Source organism: Dactylosporangium aurantiacum (genome assembly GCF_000716715.1).
Taxonomy (GTDB): domain Bacteria; phylum Actinomycetota; class Actinomycetes; order Mycobacteriales; family Micromonosporaceae; genus Dactylosporangium; species Dactylosporangium aurantiacum.
In genome coordinates, this window is record NZ_JNYJ01000010.1 from 101,664 (window position 1) to 117,859 (window position 16,196).

The following is a 16,196-nucleotide window of genomic DNA, read 5'->3' on the forward strand; positions in this document are numbered from 1 at the left end:
GGTGAAGGTACACGGCAGGACCGCCAAGATCGAGGCTTGTCGCCGCACGATCCTGCTACGGCCGCGCGCCGGCGGCCCGGTGCGGGGCGCGCAGCGGCTGTACCGGCGCGCCCTGGACGGCAGGCGCCGCACCTGCGGCGCCGAGCACCCGGAGGTGGCGCTGACCCTCGACAACCTGGCGGCTCTGGCCGCCTTCCTCGCCGAACGGTGAAGCACGCCCTCGGGCACGCCGGCGGACAGCGCGTTCGACCTGACCTACGCGACGGCATCACCGCACGAGTGACCGGAAAAGATCCGCCGCGGCGGTGAGAGGTCGCCGCGGCATCCGACACGACCACTGTGCAGGCGGCGACCGACCCGGGTGGCCGCCGACGACAGGAGGTCACGTGGACACCATCGCATCGAACCGCCCGCGCCCCGGCGGCACTCCCGGCGCACCGTGCTGCGCGGGCTGGCGGCCGCGACGACGGGCAGGGCTGGCCCGACCGCTCGACCCGGGACCGCTGGATGTCCTTCGCCGCGGCGGGGCTGCCGACCGTGCTCGCGGAGAACGTGCTCAGCGTGCGGCTCACGTACCGGCCGAACACCGTGTGGTCGGTCGACAACTGGAGCATGACCGGCCTGTCCGTGTTCTACCCGAAGGGCGACGGCTTCGGCGACCCGGTGTTCGTGCCGGGCGCCGACGGCCTCGGCAGCTTCCAGTACCAGATGGCCTTCTCCCACCGCGAGCCGTGACCGGCGCCGGGCCGGGCCCCCACCAGCGGGGCCCGGCCCGGTGCGCGCTACTTCCTGACGACGGGCTTGCCGTCGGGGCGCACGACGCTCCAGTTGCCGCCGACGCCCTCGCCCTTCGTGTCGGCGGGCGACTCGTCCTGCTTGAACAGGTACAGCGGCCAGCCGTCCAGCGTGACCTGGGTGAAGCCGTCGGCGCGCCGGACCGAGCCGACCAGGGCCGGGTCGACGCCGGCGAGCTTGACCGGGGTGCCGTCGGTGAGCAGCGGCGGCCAGATGACGAGGCAGTCGCCGGCACAGTTCACCTTCGGCGGCCTGTTCTCGTCGGCCTCGAAGCGGTACACGACGCGGTCCTTGAACCGCACGACGGCGGCGTCGGCGCCGGCCACCTTCGCGGTGCCGGCGGTCAGGGCGATCGGCTCCGCCCTCGGCGTGGGGACCGCGACGGCGGCGCCGTCGGCGAGGTCCGCGCCGGCGGCCTGGGCCGTCGCCGGAGCCGTGGACGGGCTCGCGGCGGGCGTGCCGCCGGACCCGCACGCGGTCAGGCCGCCCAGCGCGACGACGAGCACGGCAGCGGCGGAAAGGGCTTTCACAACGGTTCTCCTCATCGGACATCGGCAGCGGTGCGTCGCCGGTACACACGCGGCCGCCCGCGGACCGGTTTGCCGCACGGCGGTCGGCTACGCGACAAGGCGGCAGGCACCACTCCCGAAGTCGTGCCAGCACCACGATCCGCGCGCCGGACGCTGAACCGGGCGCCGGCCCCGCCTCGTATCTGGTGGCGAACGTCCACCGACATCCGACCACCAGAAAGCGAGCACTGATATGCGCACCATCACGCTGCGCCGGACCACCACCCTGCTGGGCGGCGCCGCCCTGGCGACCGGGCTGCTGGCCGGGTTCGCCGCCGGGCCGGCGTCCGCCGAGGACGTCCTGCCGCCGGTCAAGAGCCAGGTCATCGTCCCGGCCGGGACCGCGAACGTCCTGCAGCCCGCCGGGAACACGGCGGGCGCCCGGATCGTGTCGAAGCCGCGCGTCGGCTAGGCCGGGCAGACCCCGGACTCGCAGGTGTGGACGAAGCTGTTCCCGAAGGTCATCGGCGCCGACGGAAAGGTGGTGAAGGGGGCGACCTCCTACGCCTTCCAGCCGAGCCTGCAGCCGGGCAGCCGGCCGCTGTGCATCGACGTCACCGGCGACTCGCAGCAGGCGGGCGCGGCCCTGGAGCTGCGGCCGTGCGACGGCACCCCGAGCCAGGCGTTCGTGTTCCTCACCAACGACGTGCAGACGTTCGTGCGCAACGCCGGCAGCGGCCTGCAGATGACCGTCGAGGCCGACGGCACCGTCGTGCAGCGCGGCTTCTTCAAGCGGGTGCCGAACGAGACCCCGGAGCAGAGCCGGGAGCGCAACCGGCTGACCAACACCCAGCTGTTCCGGGTCGGCCCGCGCGAGTTCGGCGTGGGTGGCGCCTGACCTGCCCCGCGACGGCCCGGTCCGCGTCCTGCGGGCCGGGCCGCCGCCGCGACCTGGGGCGCGGTCCGATCGTTGAGCCCGCGGACCCAGGCGAAGGAGGCGGTCGATGGAGCGCATCGAACGGCAGCACGTCCAGCTGTACCGCTACTGCGTCACCCTCGCGTGCGGCGACGAGGCCGTGGCGCGGGCCGCCACCCTCGAGGCGGTGGCCGCGGCGCCCGGCGACCCGCCGGCGATGTTCGCGCTCGCCCGGGCCGCGGTGAGGGCCGCGCTGCGGCAGCGACCGGCGCCGGCGCCGGACGGTCCCGCGGCTGCCCTGTACGCGGCCCGGCCGGCCCTGGAGGAGCAGCACTGGAGCCTGCTGGCGCTGGTGCTGCCCGAGTACGCGGACCGGCCCCGGCACCGGCAGGTCGACCTCACCACGGTCGCCGCGGCCCTGGGCAGGAAGGCCGACGTCACCCGCAAGGCGGTCGACCGGTTGGTGGAACCCGGCGGCCACCTCGACCTCGCCATGTTCACCGCCGACGCCTTCGCCGGCGGGTCCGGCTGCCCGCGGTTGGCGGCCGTCGTCGGGGACGCGAAGCGGCTGCGGCCCGCGCTGCGCAAGGCGGTGGCGGCGCACCTGCCGGACTGCGCGGCGTGCACGGCGGCCCGGGACGGCCGGCCGGCGGTGCCCGCGGTGCTGGGCGCGGTCCCGCTGCCCGAGGTGCCGGACGACATCGCCGCCCTCGACCCGGTCGGGGAACCCGCCGCGCCGCGCGACGCCGCCGTGGCGGACGACCCCGTCGCGTCGGATGCCGCTGCCGAGGCCGGGTGCACCCTGGCGGGCCCGGGCGACGACGCGGACGTCACCGCCGAGCTGCCGCCTGTCGTCGTGGCGGAGCCGGACCGTCCACTTGCGACGGTGTACCACCCGGCGCCGGCCGTGGTCAGCGGGCGGCTGCCCTTGCTGCGGCGGCCGCCGGTGCTGCTGGGCGTCGTCGTGGTGCTCCTCGTCCTCGCCGCCGGGGCCGGGCTCCTCGGGGTGCGCGGCGGGCCGCCGAAGGAGGTGGCGGGCGCCGCCGTGGTCCCGTCGTCGACCGTCCCGCCGCGGGCCGCGCCGGCGATCGTGGTGTCCGCGCCGGCCGTCGCGGTGTCAGTGTCGGGGTCGGCGGGCGGTGGGCGTACCGCCGCCGTGGCGGCATCCCCGAAGGCGCCGGGCGCCCCGTCGCCCGCGGCGGCGTCGACCGGGGCGCCTCCGCCGGCCGGTGACCGGTTGCGGGAGGTGCTGCCGCTGCTGGTGCGGGCGCCGGGGTGCCCGGGGCAGACGTTCGGCGGGGCGTGCTACTCGGTGCAGCCGTTCACGCTGCCGCTGTCGGTGGCGGTCCCGGCCGGGTTCGACGAGGCGCGGCTCGCCGACGCGCTGCAGTGGACGGTGCGGGCGCAGACGCTGCTCGGCCCGGTCGAGTTCCGCGGGCGGGGCAACAACGCGCGGGTCACCGTCACCGACGGCGGGCAGGCCACCCCGCCGACCGTCTGGACCATGCAGGCGGCCCTGACCGTCGGCGGGGATACCCACCTGAGCAACGAGGTGACGCTGCGGGTGTACGCGACCACCGGCTGACCGTCAGCCGATCCGCACGACCCGCGCCCAGGCCGGCGGCTCCTCCGGGTCGTCCTCCGTCCACGTGCGGCGGCGGGGGAAGAGGCCGACGACCGTCCGGCACGGCGGGCGCGAGGCGGGCCACGGCGTCTGCCCGTCGGTCAGGACCACCACGACGTCGGGGCTGGGTGTCGCCCGCAGCGCCGCGGCGAACCCGCTGCGCAGGTCCGTGCCGCCACCGCCGATCAGCTCGATGCCCTCGGCCCGGCACAGCGGGTACGCCACCCCGGCCGCCGCGTCGCACGACAGCACCCGCACCAGGTCGCGGCGGCCGCCGACGGCCCGGCCGATCGCGGCGACCTCGAGCAGCGCGCTGCCCAGCTCCGCGTCGCTCACCGACCCCGACGTGTCGATGACGACGGTGACCCGCGGCGGGTTGCGGCGCAGGCTCGGCAGCACCACGCCGGGCAGGCCCGCGGAGCGCCGCGACGGCCGGCCGTACGTGTAGTCGTCGCCTCCGGCGGCGCCGGCCGCCGCGGCGCGGACCGCGGCGCCGAGCAGCTCCCGCCACGGCTGCGGCGGGTGGAACGCGTCCTTCGCCCAGCGCCGCCACGCCTGCGGCACGTCGCCGGGGGCGCCGTTGATGCCCTGCGCGACCCGGAACCGCACCGCGTCGAGCTCCTCGCGGCTCAGCCCGTGCGCGCCGTCGGGGCCGAGGTCCCACTCGCGTTCGTGGCCGTCGGCGCCGCTGCCGCAGTCGAGCCAGACCATGCCGGAGGTGCACGGCCCGAGCCGGAACTGCCGCAGGTACTCCTCCATCAGCAGCCCTTCGTCGAGCCCGAGGTCGGCGGCCGAGACGGCGCCCTCGGGGCGGGCCAGGCCGTCGCCGTAGACGTCGTCGTTGATCTCGAAGTCGGCGGCGATGTTCATCCGCAGCCGCTCGCCCGGGCCGGTCAGGTCGCGATCCAGGGCCACCCGGTCGCCGCGGCCGTGGTGGTCGCGCAGCAGGTGCGACACCTCGTGGACCCACACGCCGGCGAGCTCCTCGACCGGGGTCCGGGCCACGAACGCGGGCGCGGCGTAGCAGCGCCACTGCCGGTCCACGGCCATCGTCGGTACCCGCCGCGACGCCACGACGTGCAGGGCGAACAGGGCGGTCGCCAGGTACGGCCGGGCGCGGGCCGCGTGCAGGCGCGCCGCGTACAGCTTGTCGAGGTCGAGCCCCGGCGCATCGACGGCCGGGTCCGCGGACCCGGCGGCCGGCGTCGGCCCCGCCGCCGGCCGCCGAGCCGGCGTGGGGCTCGTCGCCGGTCGCGGAACCGGTGTGGTGGGTGCCGCCGCCATCAGCCGGTCACCGCCGCGGCGACCCGGGCGCCGGCCCGGTCGGCGCGCTGCGACAGGGCGACGGCGCCGGCGAGGCGTTCGATGAGGTCCGGCACGTCCCAGTCGACGCGGCGCAGCGCGGCGAGCGTGGACGCCGGCACGACCACGAGGTCCGGGGCGCCGGTGTCCAGGGCGCGGGCCAGGACCGCCCACGCGGCGTCCCAGCGGGCCTTCTCCGGCCGGCTCCGGACCGCCTCGACAACCCCGTCGAGGACGGCCTGCCGCAGGTCGCCGCGCTCCGGCAGGGTGGCCGCAGCCGGGTCCGCCAGGAGCGTCTCGGGATCCGGCAGGTCCATCCGGTCCAGGCTCGCCAGCAGCTCCAGCCCCGGGCCGTCGCCGACGGTGCCGCGCACCAGCATGGACAGCACGTCGCGGGACGTCCCAGCGGCGGTGGCGAAGGCGACCAGCCGCAGCGTCATGTCCCAGCTGCGCGGCGACGGCCATGGGCCGCCCCGGCGGGCGTCGCTGCCCGGCAGCTGGTGCACCAGCCGGGGCCGGGCGGCGAGCAGCCCGCAGACGGCCCGCCGGGCGTACGCGACGGCCGGGGCCAGCGCCGCGGGGTCCAGCCGGGGCAGCGTCGCGCGCGGCCACGTCCCGCCGAGTCCCCGCACGACGACGTCATGGTCGTGCGCCCACTGCAGGTGCACGAACCGGTTGGCGAGGGGCGCGCTGAGCTCCCAGCCGTCCGCGGCCGAGGAGCGGGGGTTCGCGGCCGCCACGATCCGCACCCCGGGCGGCAGCCGCAGCGCGCCGACGCGGCGCTCCAGGACCAGCCGCAGCAGCGCGGCCTGGACCGCCGGCGGCGCGGTGGACAGCTCGTCGAGGAACAGCAGGCCACGGCCGGCGCGCACGAGGCGCACGGCCCAGTCCGGCGGGGCCATCGGCACACCCTGCGCGGCGGGGTCGTCGCCGACGACGGGCAGGCCGGAGAAGTCGGACGGCTCGTGGACGCTGGCGATGACGGTGGTCAGCGGCAGGTCGAGCGCCTCGGCGAGCTGGGCCAGGGCGGCGGTCTTGCCGATGCCGGGCTCGCCCCACAGCAGGACGGGCAGGTCGGCGGCGACGGCGAGGGTCAGCGCCTCCAGCTGCGGATCGGCGCGGGGTTCGGTGCCGGTGTCGTGCAGCAGGGCGAGCAGGTCGGCGGCGACGGCGAGCTGGTCGGCGGACGGGTCGGTCATGGGCATGATGCATCACCTTGTCGTGTCCGGTGGAGCCTGTACGAGGTCAGGGAAGGTCAGCGCGGGGAGGCGTGCCGCGGGTGCGACCGGGTGGCCCGGCTGGTGCGGTGCGCGGGGCCGCGGCCGCCGGCCAGCCCGGCGCGGAAGAGGCCGTGCTCGACCAGGCGCTGCGCCGCGGTCTCCAGCTCCTCGCGCAGCGCGCCGTGCCGCAGCAGGGCGTCGGGCCCGAGCAGCCGTTCGACGACGGCGAGCGCCCCGGCGGCGTCGCCGTGGTCGAGCCGCGCCCGCACGTCGGTGAGGCACTCCGGCCGGCGGTGCGCCTCGTCGATCGCCCGCAGGCACGGCAGCGGGGTGCCGCCGAGCGCCACGAGGAGCTCCTCGCGGCGGATCTCGGCCGGGTCGTGGTCGAACGCGACGAGCACGCCACCGGCGAGCCCGATGCGGTGCCGCTGCCCGCGGCACTCGACGGTGCGTGGCGCCCCGGGGTCGTCCGGCGGCGCCGGCGGCGGTGGCCGGTCCGGCACGAGCGCGGCGGCGACCAGCGGGTGCAGCCGGCCGGCGTCGAGCAGCCCGGCGCGCAGCAGCTCCACGTCCGGCGGCACCCAGGTCGCGGCGTCCGGCAGGACCGGACCGCGACCGCCCCGGCCGTGGGCCGCGGTGATGCCGCCGTCGCCGGCGTCGACGACCAGCCGGCGCCGGGCGCCGACCCGCACGGTCACGGTGCCGCCGGGGTGCCCGTCGGTGCGCAGCACGATCGCGGCCTCCGCGGCCCACCGGTCCACCGCGCACCCGAGCACCGACAGCGCGGCCGTGCCGTCGGCCCGGCCCGGCGGCGGGAGCCCGCCGGGCGGCCCGGCCGGCCACGGTCCCGGTGGTGCGCCGGAGCGGGCCGGCAGCTCACCGGTCCGGCGCGCGTCCCAGAGGTGCCGGTGCAGGTCGAGGCGGAACCGCCGGTCGGGATGTGGATGCGGATGCGGTACGCCGCACCGCGCGCCGTCCCACACCGCCAGGCTGATCCGCTGGCCCGCGTCCGCCCACGCCGGCGGGGTGCGGGCGACGAGGTGGACCGGGCCGTCGTACCGGGCGAGGGACACGGTCAGGCCGGGGCGCAACAACCCGTCCGGAGCGATGCGCGGCATGTGCCACCGCAGCAGGTCCGGCGCCAGGTGCCGCAGGTCGGCCCGGATCCGGGCGGCGAGCTCGGTGCCGCCGGCGCGGGCCACGGCCCGCAGGTCGAGATCGACGTCGACGCGCGCGGCCGCGCAGGCGCCGGCCCAGTCACCGGCATGCCGGCGAGCGGTCGCCGACTCGATCATGGAGGGCGGCACGGCGAACTCGCGCACGCGCAGCCAGAAGGAACGGCGGGTGTCCCCAGTCGCGTCGGGTGTGTGCATCAGCACTCACCTTTTGCGGACGGGACCCCCAATCTGCACCACGAGGTAGTCATCGCCGGCAGCATACAACGTCGCGTCGACCCTCGCGGGGCGGCGAGCCGACCGCCGCCCCGGTGCGCGACCCCGGCGAGCCGCGCCGGTGGGCGCGGCGGGCCGGGGGTCAGCCGAACAGCAGGGCACCGGCGATGTCGGTGGCCACGTGGAAACCGACGTCGCCGGCGATGCGGTGGCGCTGCTGGGCGTGCTCCCAGTCGATGACGGCGAACGTCGGGTCGGCCGGGTCGACGCGGACGGGCAGGACCGCGCCGGGCCGCACGATCCGGGTGAGGACCGGCGGGACGACCTGGCGCACCGTGGCGGTCACGGTGCCGTGGCCCGCGGCCGGGACGGCGAGGAGGATCTTGGCGACGGGGCGGTCGTTGTCGGGGTCGGTGACCCGGTGCGCGGCGACGACCGTGGCGAGGCACGGGGTGCCGGTGCGCAGGACGCGCCGCTGGCGGGCGAGGCGGCGGGCGCCGACGACGAACAGTGGCACGCCGACGGCGAACAGCACGACGGTGACCGCGGCGACCGCTGCGGCGGCGATCAGGTCGTCGCTGGTGGGGGAGGCGGGCAGGGTGGCGAACAGCAGCGCGGTGACGCCCACCATGACGGCGGCGACGGCGGTAAGGATGCAACCGACGAGCCGGGCTTGGCCGGCACCGGAGTTCAGGCTTGACATGGGTGCAAGCTTGCCGGCGGCGGGCGGCCGCGGTCAGTCGTGGCAGGACCAGGCGGGTTGTGGTGCAGACACCACAACGCCCAGGTCAGGGGCCTGCTGCCGCAATCCCGACAGTGCTGTGCCGGGTGGCGGTCGCCTCCATCGCCCAGAGGACCGCGGCGGCGTCGTCGGGGGCGAGGAAGTGGCTGTCGACGTACAGGGTCAGCTCGAGGACCTCGTCGGTGCCGTCCGCGCTGAGGAAGAACGCCGACTGCGGGTCGTCGTGCGCGCTGACCCAGGTGAACTCGGCGCCCGGGCCGGCGGGCGCCGCGACCGGGCGCAGCGTGCCGCCGAAGCGCCGGTCGTTGAAGGCGACGTCCAGGTCGATGCCCGGGCCCCGCTCGGCGGCGACGGCGGCGACCCGGGCCTCCAGCTCCCGCCGGTCGTAGTACGCGTGCTTGTACGCGGCCATCGCCGCGCCCCGGGCCCGCCGCACCACCTCGCCGAAGTCGCCGGTGGTGTCCAGGACGCACAGCCCGTTCTGCGACACGGGGCAGACGCTGCCGTCCAGCTCTGCGCGGAAGCGGTTGCTCGCCATCAGCCGCAGCGGCAGCACGAGCACGCCGGTCACCGACGCGAACGCCGTGGCGAACACGGCGAGGAGCACCGCGGCGGTGTCGGTGCCGTGCTGGCGGGCGGCGGCCACGAGCGCCGCCGGCAGGGCGGTGGAGCGCAGGACGCCGTGGTGGTAGCGGGGGCTGCGCACGTCCCGCGACGGCGGCACGACCGGCACCGGGATCCGGCGCAGCCGGGTCTCCCAGTGCCGCAGCGCGGCCGCGTGGTGCCGCCGCGCCGCCGGCTGCGCCTGCTGCCGGGCCTGCTCGAGCGGGGCGATGCCGCGCACCGGCGCGGTGGTGCGGGCGGCGGTCTCCGCCATCATGACGACCGCCCCGGCGCCGTCGAAGACCAGGTGCGACATGACGAGCACCGCGTGGGTGCACCGGTCACCGTCGACGACGGCGGCCATCCGGACCGGCCACTCGTGCGCGTAGTCGAAGGGGACCGTCCGGTAGCGCCGCGCGACGTCCTCGGCGACCGCGGCGGCGTCCCGGCCCGCCGCCTCGACGACGTCCAGGCCGATCGTGCCGCGGTCGTGCACGACCTGCCGGGGGACGTCCTCGCCGTCGACGGGCACGAACCGGGTGCGCATCGACTGGTAGCGGCCCATGAGATACGCGAGCTCGCCGGCGACGTCCTCGACGGTGGCGCCCGCCGGCAGGGCCCGCGCGCCGCCCATCGCGAACGTGCGGCCCAGCCGGCGCATCTTGAGCCACACGTCGAGCTGCCCCCACGACAGCTCGCCGGTCCCGGCCCCCTCGCCGGCGAACGACACGGTGCGGCGGACCACCAGCTCATCCATGGCCGTCACTCTAAGGGAGTTCGGGCGCCGCGGAGCCCGCCGGCAGTTGCAGGTTGTGTGCAGTCCGCGGGGGCGGCTACTTGACGGCCACGCCGCCCCAGAACGCGTCGGGCACCCGCTCCGGATCGCCGTCCGGGCGCCACCGCGCGACCGGCACGATCCCGTCGCCGGTGAGGGTCCAGCGCCCCAGCAGCCGCGCGAAGCGCTCGGGCGCGCGCATGTGGAAGGCCGGTCCCATCATCGCCAGGGCCTGCGGGTACGCCTCCAGCTCGGTGGCGTCGAAGTCGAACGCCAGCCGGCTGCCGGGCGGGACCGCGTCGTACATGGCGTCCAGGGCGCGGGCCAGCGTGGCGTCGTCGAGGAATGCGGCCAGGCCCAGGAACACCAGGCCGGCCGGGGCGCCGTCGAGCACCTCCGCGCGGGCGGCGGGGTCGATGGCGGCCAGGTCGGTGGCGTCGCCGCGCACGTAGCCGACGCCGTCCATCCCGGCCACGATCGCCGCGCCGGCCGCGACGATCAGCGGGTCGATGTCGGTGTACAGCACCCGTGCGCCGGGCGCCTGCTCGTGCACGTTGCCGCGGGTCGGGATGCCGGCGCCGAACACCAGGAAGCGGTCGATGCCCTCGGCGGCGAGGTGCCGCACCGCCCGCCCGGAGAACGCCCGCAGCGAGCGGAAGATGTCGGCGCACGGCCCGTACGCCGACTCGAACGCCCGCGCCGCGGCGACGTCGACCGGATGGTGGTCGCTGCCGCCGAGCCAGTAGTCGATCATCCGTGCGGTGCTGGGTGTCTCCGGCTCCGTCATGCCTCCAGCATGCCCTGCGCCCGGCCGTCCGGGCGACACGGTGACGCCGGAGCGGCTCACTTCGGCAGGCGGATGACGAGCTCGACCCGGCGGTTGAACGCCCGGCCGGCGACGCTGGCGGAGCCGTCGGTGTTCCGCTCCTCCACCAGCGGCCGGCTGCTGCCGAGCCCGACCGCGGTGACGGCGGTGGCGGCGACGCCGTGCCCGGTCAGGTACGCCCGGACGGTCTCGGCGCGCCGCTGCGACAGCGCCTGGTTGCCCGACGCCGAGCCGGTCGCGTCGGTGTGGCCGCGGACCTGGATGGCGCCGTTCGGGTACAGCTTGTTGATGACCTTGATGGTGTTGTCGAGGGTGTCGGTGCTGCCGATCTCGGCGCTGCCGGTCGCGAAGAGGGCGTCGCTGTTGAACGTGACGATGTAGACGTGGCCGCCGTCGGGGTCGCGGGCCTCCAGCACGGAGCCGGAGACGCCGGTCAGGTCGACGTCGGGGCCGGGCAGCCGGTACAGGGAGTCCTTCACCAGCCGGGTGTCGTTCTCGGGGTCGTGCGCGTTGGAGATCTGGCACGGGATGCGCAGCACGAGCCCGGCGCCGAAGTCCTGCGTCGAGCAGGTCGGGTCCTTCTGCCCGTCGCCGTCGTAGTCGTCCAGGCCCGGCTGGGCGCCCGGCGGCAGCGACGCGGGCGGCTCCTCGGCCGGCGCGCCGGTGCTGGCCTCCGCGGTCGGGGCGGCGCCCGCGGAGGCCGGGGCCGCGGACGGCTCGTCACCGCCGCAGCCGGTGAGCAGCAGCGCCCCGACGATCATGACCGGCAGCCAGGCGCCGGGGTGACTCCGCACACGTCTCATGGCGGGGAGCGTAGGGTCGCGCCCCCGCGGCCGCCCGTGACAGGCGGGTAGCCGACAGCCGGCTGGCCCGGTCCGGCCGCCCGGCGGCCGGGTGGCTCGGCATGGCGCCGGCCGCCGGGCGGCTCAGTCCGGCGCCGGCAGGCAACCGCCGTCGGCGATGGCGCCGCCCGCGTCGACCGTGGTGCCGGCCGGGCCGTGCTGGCCGAACACGTACCCGAACCCGGAGTTGCCGCAGAACAGCAGGCCGCTGCCGTCGCCGGTGTCCAGCCGGCCGGCCCGGCGGCTCTCCACCTCGGCGAGGCCGGCGTCGGTCAGCACCCGCTCGATCGCGGGCCCGTCGAAACGGCCCTCCGCGCGCAGCCGGTCCAGGCCGGCCCGGACCTCCGCCACGCACGGCTGGACGGCCGCCATCGCCTGCGGCGGCAGCACCCCGCGCTGGCGGAACGCGCGGTTCGCCTGGTTGTCGCGCTGGAACTGGTCCTCGGACCCGGGCGTGCCGGCGGTCGCCGTGCCGGGGGTGCCCGGGGCGCCGGTGGCGGGTGCCGGCGAGGCGTCCGGGTCGGCGCAGGCGGCCACGGACCGGCTCGGTGCCGGCCGCGGTGAGCCGGGCGTGGCGTCGCTCGCGGCGTCGACCCGGCCCGGCCGCGCGCAGCCGGCCGTGGTGAGCAGGACGATCAGCGTCAATGGTACGAGTCCCCGTCGCATGGGCAGGACTCTACGGTCCGCGGGCGTGCCGGCGGGGCCCGGCGCACCCCACGCCGGGCCCCGCCGGGTCACCGTCAGCCGGTCGGGACCACCCACTGCTGGCTGGCGACGCCGGCCGCCTCCCAGATGTGGATCTGGGTGCCGTCGGCGGAGGAGCCGCCGAGGGCGTCCAGGACCTTGCCGGACTGCGGGTTCAGGACCGTGCCGTTCGCCTGCGGCATCCACACCTGCGAGCCGGTGCCGTTGCAGGTCCACAGCTGCACCTTGGTGCCGTTGGCGGTGCCGGCGTTGTCCACGTCGAGGCACTTGCCGAGCGCCTGGTACGTGTTGCCGGTCCTGGTCCAGCGCTGGGCGCCGGTGCCGTTGCAGGTCCACAGCTGGATCTTCGTGCCGTCGGCGGTGCCGGCGTTGTCGACGTCCAGGCACTTGCCGCCGATGCCGGTGATCGGGCCGGACGTCGCGCCGGTCTGCGAGTACACCTCCAGCTCGTAGACGCGGGCGTACGGGGTGTCGGTCGTCGCGAACCGCACGTACCGCGCGCTCACCGCGGGGAAGTTGTGCGTGGTGATGTTCGCGGTGTTGCCCGTGACCGTCGCCCGGGTCGTCCACGTGGTGCCGTCGGTGCTGGTCTGCAGCGTGAAGTTGCTCGTGTTCGCCACGTTCTCCCGGCCGGCGCCGGCGTGCCGGACCACGATCTGGCCGACGGACCTGGCCGAGCCGAGGTCGACCTGCAGCCACTTGTTGGCGCTGTTGGAGCACCACTTGTCGGCGGTACCGCCGGAGACGGTGCCGTTGACGGCCTTCGCCGGGCTCTCCGCGGCGATGCACGAGCTGTCGGCGGTGGCCGTCGCGTTCAGTGCCAGGTTGGCCACGGTGGCCCCGCCCGGGATGGAGTTGAGCGTGTACCACGCCTCGGTGCTCCACAGCGTCTGCCCGCCGGCCGAGCTGAACGGCCGCGGCGAGCGCACGTACACGACCCGGCCCGGCTTGCGGCCGGAGACGCTCAGCGAGACCTTCTTGCCGTCGGAGGACAGCGTGGCACCGGTGACCGTCAGGGTCTCCTCGTCGATCTTCGGCCCGCCGTAGGCGGACGTCGGCTCGTACCGCCACTGCTTGAACGTGTACCTGGAGGCCAGGTCCGTCGCGGTCGCCGCGGACAGCGGAGACGTGTACTCCATCTCGAAGCCCGCCGAGGTGGCACGCATCGCCAGGATGTCGAACGTGGCCGTGCCGTTCGGGGTCAGCTTCTGCAGGCCGTAGGTGAGCTTGCCGGCCTGCCCCCAGTTGCCGCCGGCGCCGAGCCCGCCGAGGTAGATCGCGCCGTCGGGGCCGATGTTCACCTCGGCGATGCCGGCCTCCAGGCCCTGGGTCATCCGGAACAGCGCGCCCTGGTACTCGCCGTTGACCTTCTCCAGGTACGCCCGCTGCAGGCCGCCGTAGGTGACGTCGCCGATGAGCAGCTGACCCGCGTAGACGCCGGTCGGCATGACGATCGGCGTGCTCGGGGAGTTCGCGATCTCGTTCTGCGGCATGTACAGCACGGGCGGCGTGACGGCGTTGTAGTCGAACGGCCCGGCCGGCGTGTTGTAGTGGTTGAAGAAGCGGCCCGGCTTGATCTGCACGAGCTTCGAGGCGGGCAGCCAGCCGCCCTGGTTGTCGGTGACGAACAGGCCGTTCTCCGGACCCCAGCCGATGCCGTGCGGGGTGCGCAGGCCGCCGGCGACGTACTCCACGGCGCCGGTGGTCGCGTTCACCTTGATGGAGGTGCCGCGGTTCGCCACGGGCTGCGGGACGGTGCTCGCGCCGCCGTAGTCGATCGGGACCGACAGGCTCAGGTAGAAGTAGCCGTCGCGGTACAGCAGGCCGAACGCGAACTCGTGGAACGCGCCGCTGAACGGCCAGGTGGCGACGGTCTGGTACTGGTCGGCCACCTCGTCGCCGGTGGTGTCGACGAGCCGGGTCAGGCGGCCCTTCTCGCTGACGTAGACGACACCGTTGACGACCTTGAGGCCCATCGGCTCCTTGAGGTTGCTGCCGATCCGCTTGGTCGTGACGTTGCCGGGCGACGTGGCGCCGCCGGTGTTGCCGAGGATCCACACCTCACCGGCCTGCGACGTGCCGGACTGGTCGTTGCCGCCCCAGGTGCAGATGACCAGGCGCCCGTCGGCCAGCCAGTCCATCCCGGTGACCTTCGGCTGGAACGAGCTGTCGGGGCGCAGGTTGGTCAGCGTGAACCCGGGGTGCACCGAGGTCAGCGGCAGGCCGTCGCCGGGGGAGTCGCCCGCGCCCTCGCACTCCTTGCGCCCGGGCGCGGTGACCCGCACGACCCCGGCGTCGGTGCTGAGCGCCGAGTTGGGCACGACCACGAACGCCGACGAGCCGGGCGTCTTCCACTCCAGGGTGATCTGCTGCCCGCCGTCGCGTTCGAAGTGGTCGATGCGCAGCGCGTGGTACCCGGTGGTGAGGGTGACGGTGCCCTCCTTCGGCGGCGTCGCGCCGTGCAGCCCGTCGTGGTTGATGACGGTGCTGCCGTCGATCGCCAGCCGCGAGCCGTCGTCGCTGCTCAGCCGGAACGTGTAGCTGCCGGCGGTGCTGATGTTGAGGTTGCCGGTGACCTGTGAGACGAAGAGGTTGTCGAAGCCGAAGTCGGCCGGGGTGGTCCAGTTGATCGTCGGCATCAGCTTGTCGACGTTCGGGGTCTGGCCGGCCTTGAGGGTGCAGATCGTGCTGAGCGGGGTCTGCACGTCGTAGACGCGCAGGGTCACGCCCGGCTCCTGGGCGGGGATCGCGCTCGCGGGCACGGCCCACAACCCGATGGCGGCAACGGTCGCGGCGGCGGCGGCGAGGGAGAACCAGCGCAGAGGCCTGATGCCCATGCTTCCTCCTGAGGGATGGGTAACGTCCCCGGATGGCGGTCAGGGGACGCCGAGCTCAGGCGGGTCCATCGACGCCGACGACTGGACCGCCCGCGGGAAGGTTAAGGCAGTTTTGATCGACATGTCTACACCTTTCGAAGTCCTCAGCGAAAGTTTGCAAAACCCAAGCAGAAGCGGTCCGACTGCGACCGTTTTGCGCCTGAAGGCAGCGTTAGCTGGCGAAAGGCCAGGAAACCGTAGGCGGGTGAGAGCACTTCACGATCCGGAGGTCGCGTCATGCCCGCTGTACGTCTTCGCCGCCCCGTCCTGTCCGTGTCGGTCGCCGCCCTGCTGGCCGCATCCGCCGCATCCGCCGCACCGGCCGCACCGGCATCCGCCGACCCGGTGGTGTCCGACCAGGACCGGGCGTTCATCACGGCGGCCGGGCACGGCAACGCGTTCGAGATCGCCGCCGGCCGGCACGCCGCGGCGGAGGCGGCCGACACCGCGATCCAGGACATCGGCGAGCGGATGGTCGCCGACCACACCGCCGCCGGCCGCTCGCTCGGCCCGCTCGCCGCCGCCCTGGGCGTGCCGCTGCCCGACGCGCCCGACACGGGGCAGCGGGCGGCCCTCGCCGTGCTCACGTCCCTGACCGGGACGGCCCTGGACTGCGTGTACACGCCGGTGGAGTACTTCGACCACGTCGCGACCATCGGGGCGTTCGAGCGGGAGGCCCAGCGCGGCGCGAACCCGCAGCTGCGCACGCTCGCCAGCACCCTGCTGCCCACGCTGCGCGAGCACCGGGAGATGATCGCCGACGCCCTCACCGGCCTGGACTGCGCCGACGTGACCGGCCAGGCGGTGCCGACCCCGACGGATCCGACCCCCACGGATCCGGTCCCGACCCCCACGGACCCGTCGCCGACGAACCCGATGCCGACGAACCCGATGCCGACGAACCCGATGCCGACGAACCCGATGCCGACAAACCCGATGCCGACGAACCCGACCGTGCCGGCGCCCACCGTACCGGTCGTGATCACGCCGACGCTGCCCACCCTGCCGACGGTCCCGATCGTGCCGGACGTGCCGACCCCGGGCGTGCCGGCCGCGCGCTGACGACCTGA

At 75.6% G+C, this 16,196-nt stretch carries 16 protein-coding genes; 6 read left to right on the forward strand and 10 right to left on the reverse strand.

Features of this window, described 5'->3' with window-relative positions; genetic code table 11:
* The first annotated feature begins 1 nt into the window (after nt 1).
* Both OP18_RS57110 and OP18_RS14240 read left to right on the forward strand, forming a co-directional pair.
* Nucleotides 2-211 carry a hypothetical protein gene (locus tag OP18_RS57110; RefSeq protein ID WP_156089517.1) on the forward strand — a complete coding sequence of 70 codons (210 nt, stop codon included), beginning with the start codon at nt 2-4 and terminating at the stop codon, nt 209-211.
* Nucleotides 212-507: 296 nt separating this feature from the next.
* Nucleotides 508-735 (forward strand): hypothetical protein, encoded by a 228-nt coding sequence (locus tag OP18_RS14240; protein WP_033359332.1) that lies wholly within the window; start codon nt 508-510, stop codon nt 733-735.
* A 47-nt stretch (nt 736-782) separates the two neighbouring features.
* Here the strand turns inward: OP18_RS14240 and OP18_RS14245 are convergent, their stop codons facing one another.
* The gene (locus OP18_RS14245; protein ID WP_162189792.1) at nt 783-1,325 is read right to left on the reverse strand and encodes a hypothetical protein; all 543 of its coding nucleotides are present in this window, start codon (nt 1,323-1,325) and stop codon (nt 783-785) included.
* 232 nt (nt 1,326-1,557) lie between these two features.
* Between OP18_RS14245 and OP18_RS14250 the strand changes: the two genes are divergently transcribed.
* From OP18_RS14250 to OP18_RS14260, 3 genes are all read left to right on the forward strand, one after another.
* Nucleotides 1,558-1,776 (forward strand): hypothetical protein, encoded by a 219-nt coding sequence (locus tag OP18_RS14250; RefSeq protein WP_033359334.1) that lies wholly within the window; start codon nt 1,558-1,560, stop codon nt 1,774-1,776.
* A gap of 24 nt (nt 1,777-1,800) precedes the next feature.
* Nucleotides 1,801-2,202 carry an RICIN domain-containing protein gene (locus OP18_RS14255; protein WP_033359335.1) on the forward strand — a complete coding sequence of 134 codons (402 nt, stop codon included), beginning with the start codon at nt 1,801-1,803 and terminating at the stop codon, nt 2,200-2,202.
* Between the two features lie 106 nt (nt 2,203-2,308).
* A complete protein-coding gene (locus OP18_RS14260; protein WP_033359336.1) occupies nt 2,309-3,805 on the forward strand; it encodes a hypothetical protein in 1,497 nt (498 codons plus the stop codon).
* 3 nt (nt 3,806-3,808) lie between these two features.
* Here OP18_RS14260 and OP18_RS14265 read toward each other — a convergent pair whose 3' ends face one another.
* From OP18_RS14265 to OP18_RS14305, 9 genes are all read right to left on the reverse strand, one after another.
* Nucleotides 3,809-5,128, reverse strand: coding sequence for a vWA domain-containing protein (locus OP18_RS14265; protein WP_081970745.1), 1,320 nt, complete (start codon nt 5,126-5,128; stop codon nt 3,809-3,811).
* On the reverse strand, nt 5,128-6,351 hold the full coding sequence (locus OP18_RS14270; protein ID WP_033359337.1) for an AAA family ATPase: 1,224 nt from the start codon (nt 6,349-6,351) through the stop codon (nt 5,128-5,130). Before OP18_RS14270 ends, OP18_RS14265 begins: the two co-directional genes overlap by 1 nt.
* Before the next feature lie 50 nt (nt 6,352-6,401).
* Nucleotides 6,402-7,739, reverse strand: a complete 1,338-nt coding sequence (locus OP18_RS14275; protein WP_033359410.1) for a hypothetical protein — start codon at nt 7,737-7,739, stop codon at nt 6,402-6,404.
* A gap of 160 nt (nt 7,740-7,899) precedes the next feature.
* Complete coding sequence (locus OP18_RS14280; RefSeq protein WP_033359338.1) at nt 7,900-8,460, reverse strand: DUF3592 domain-containing protein; 561 nt, start codon at nt 8,458-8,460, stop codon at nt 7,900-7,902.
* 85 nt (nt 8,461-8,545) lie between these two features.
* A complete protein-coding gene (locus OP18_RS14285; protein ID WP_052386706.1) occupies nt 8,546-9,859 on the reverse strand; it encodes a condensation domain-containing protein in 1,314 nt (437 codons plus the stop codon).
* Between the two features lie 76 nt (nt 9,860-9,935).
* On the reverse strand, nt 9,936-10,664 hold the full coding sequence (locus OP18_RS14290; RefSeq protein WP_033359339.1) for an SAM-dependent methyltransferase: 729 nt from the start codon (nt 10,662-10,664) through the stop codon (nt 9,936-9,938).
* 56 nt (nt 10,665-10,720) lie between these two features.
* Nucleotides 10,721-11,506 (reverse strand): OmpA family protein, encoded by a 786-nt coding sequence (locus OP18_RS14295; RefSeq protein WP_081970746.1) that lies wholly within the window; start codon nt 11,504-11,506, stop codon nt 10,721-10,723.
* Nucleotides 11,507-11,629: 123 nt separating this feature from the next.
* Complete coding sequence (locus OP18_RS14300) at nt 11,630-12,211, reverse strand: hypothetical protein (RefSeq protein ID WP_156089518.1); 582 nt, start codon at nt 12,209-12,211, stop codon at nt 11,630-11,632.
* A 74-nt stretch (nt 12,212-12,285) separates the two neighbouring features.
* The gene (locus tag OP18_RS14305; RefSeq protein WP_052386707.1) at nt 12,286-15,087 is read right to left on the reverse strand and encodes a ricin-type beta-trefoil lectin domain protein; all 2,802 of its coding nucleotides are present in this window, start codon (nt 15,085-15,087) and stop codon (nt 12,286-12,288) included.
* Nucleotides 15,088-15,363: 276 nt separating this feature from the next.
* Here OP18_RS14305 and OP18_RS52465 point away from each other — a divergent pair, with 276 nt between their 5' ends.
* Entirely contained in the window at nt 15,364-16,188 is an 825-nt protein-coding gene (locus OP18_RS52465; protein ID WP_081970747.1) for a DUF4142 domain-containing protein, read from the forward strand.
* Nucleotides 16,189-16,196: the final 8 nt, after the last annotated feature.

Excerpts from the sequence above, each read along its gene's own strand:
- OP18_RS14305 (WP_052386707.1), bottom strand. The coding sequence starts at position 15,087 with ATGGGCATCAGGCCTCTGCGCTGGTTCTCCCTCGCCGCCGCCGCCGCG.
- OP18_RS14260 (WP_033359336.1), top strand. The coding sequence starts at position 2,309 with ATGGAGCGCATCGAACGGCAGCACGTCCAGCTGTACCGCTACTGCGTC.
- OP18_RS14250 (WP_033359334.1), top strand. The coding sequence starts at position 1,558 with ATGCGCACCATCACGCTGCGCCGGACCACCACCCTGCTGGGCGGCGCC.
- OP18_RS14295 (WP_081970746.1), bottom strand. The coding sequence starts at position 11,506 with ATGAGACGTGTGCGGAGTCACCCCGGCGCCTGGCTGCCGGTCATGATC.
- OP18_RS14265 (WP_081970745.1), bottom strand. The coding sequence starts at position 5,128 with ATGGCGGCGGCACCCACCACACCGGTTCCGCGACCGGCGACGAGCCCC.
- OP18_RS14290 (WP_033359339.1), bottom strand. The coding sequence starts at position 10,664 with ATGACGGAGCCGGAGACACCCAGCACCGCACGGATGATCGACTACTGG.
- OP18_RS14240 (WP_033359332.1), top strand. The coding sequence starts at position 508 with ATGTCCTTCGCCGCGGCGGGGCTGCCGACCGTGCTCGCGGAGAACGTG.
- OP18_RS52465 (WP_081970747.1), top strand. The coding sequence starts at position 15,364 with ATGCCCGCTGTACGTCTTCGCCGCCCCGTCCTGTCCGTGTCGGTCGCC.
- OP18_RS14270 (WP_033359337.1), bottom strand. The coding sequence starts at position 6,351 with ATGCCCATGACCGACCCGTCCGCCGACCAGCTCGCCGTCGCCGCCGAC.
- OP18_RS14275 (WP_033359410.1), bottom strand. The coding sequence starts at position 7,739 with ATGCACACACCCGACGCGACTGGGGACACCCGCCGTTCCTTCTGGCTG.
- OP18_RS14280 (WP_033359338.1), bottom strand. The coding sequence starts at position 8,460 with ATGTCAAGCCTGAACTCCGGTGCCGGCCAAGCCCGGCTCGTCGGTTGC.
- OP18_RS14300 (WP_156089518.1), bottom strand. The coding sequence starts at position 12,211 with ATGCGACGGGGACTCGTACCATTGACGCTGATCGTCCTGCTCACCACG.
- OP18_RS14285 (WP_052386706.1), bottom strand. The coding sequence starts at position 9,859 with ATGGATGAGCTGGTGGTCCGCCGCACCGTGTCGTTCGCCGGCGAGGGG.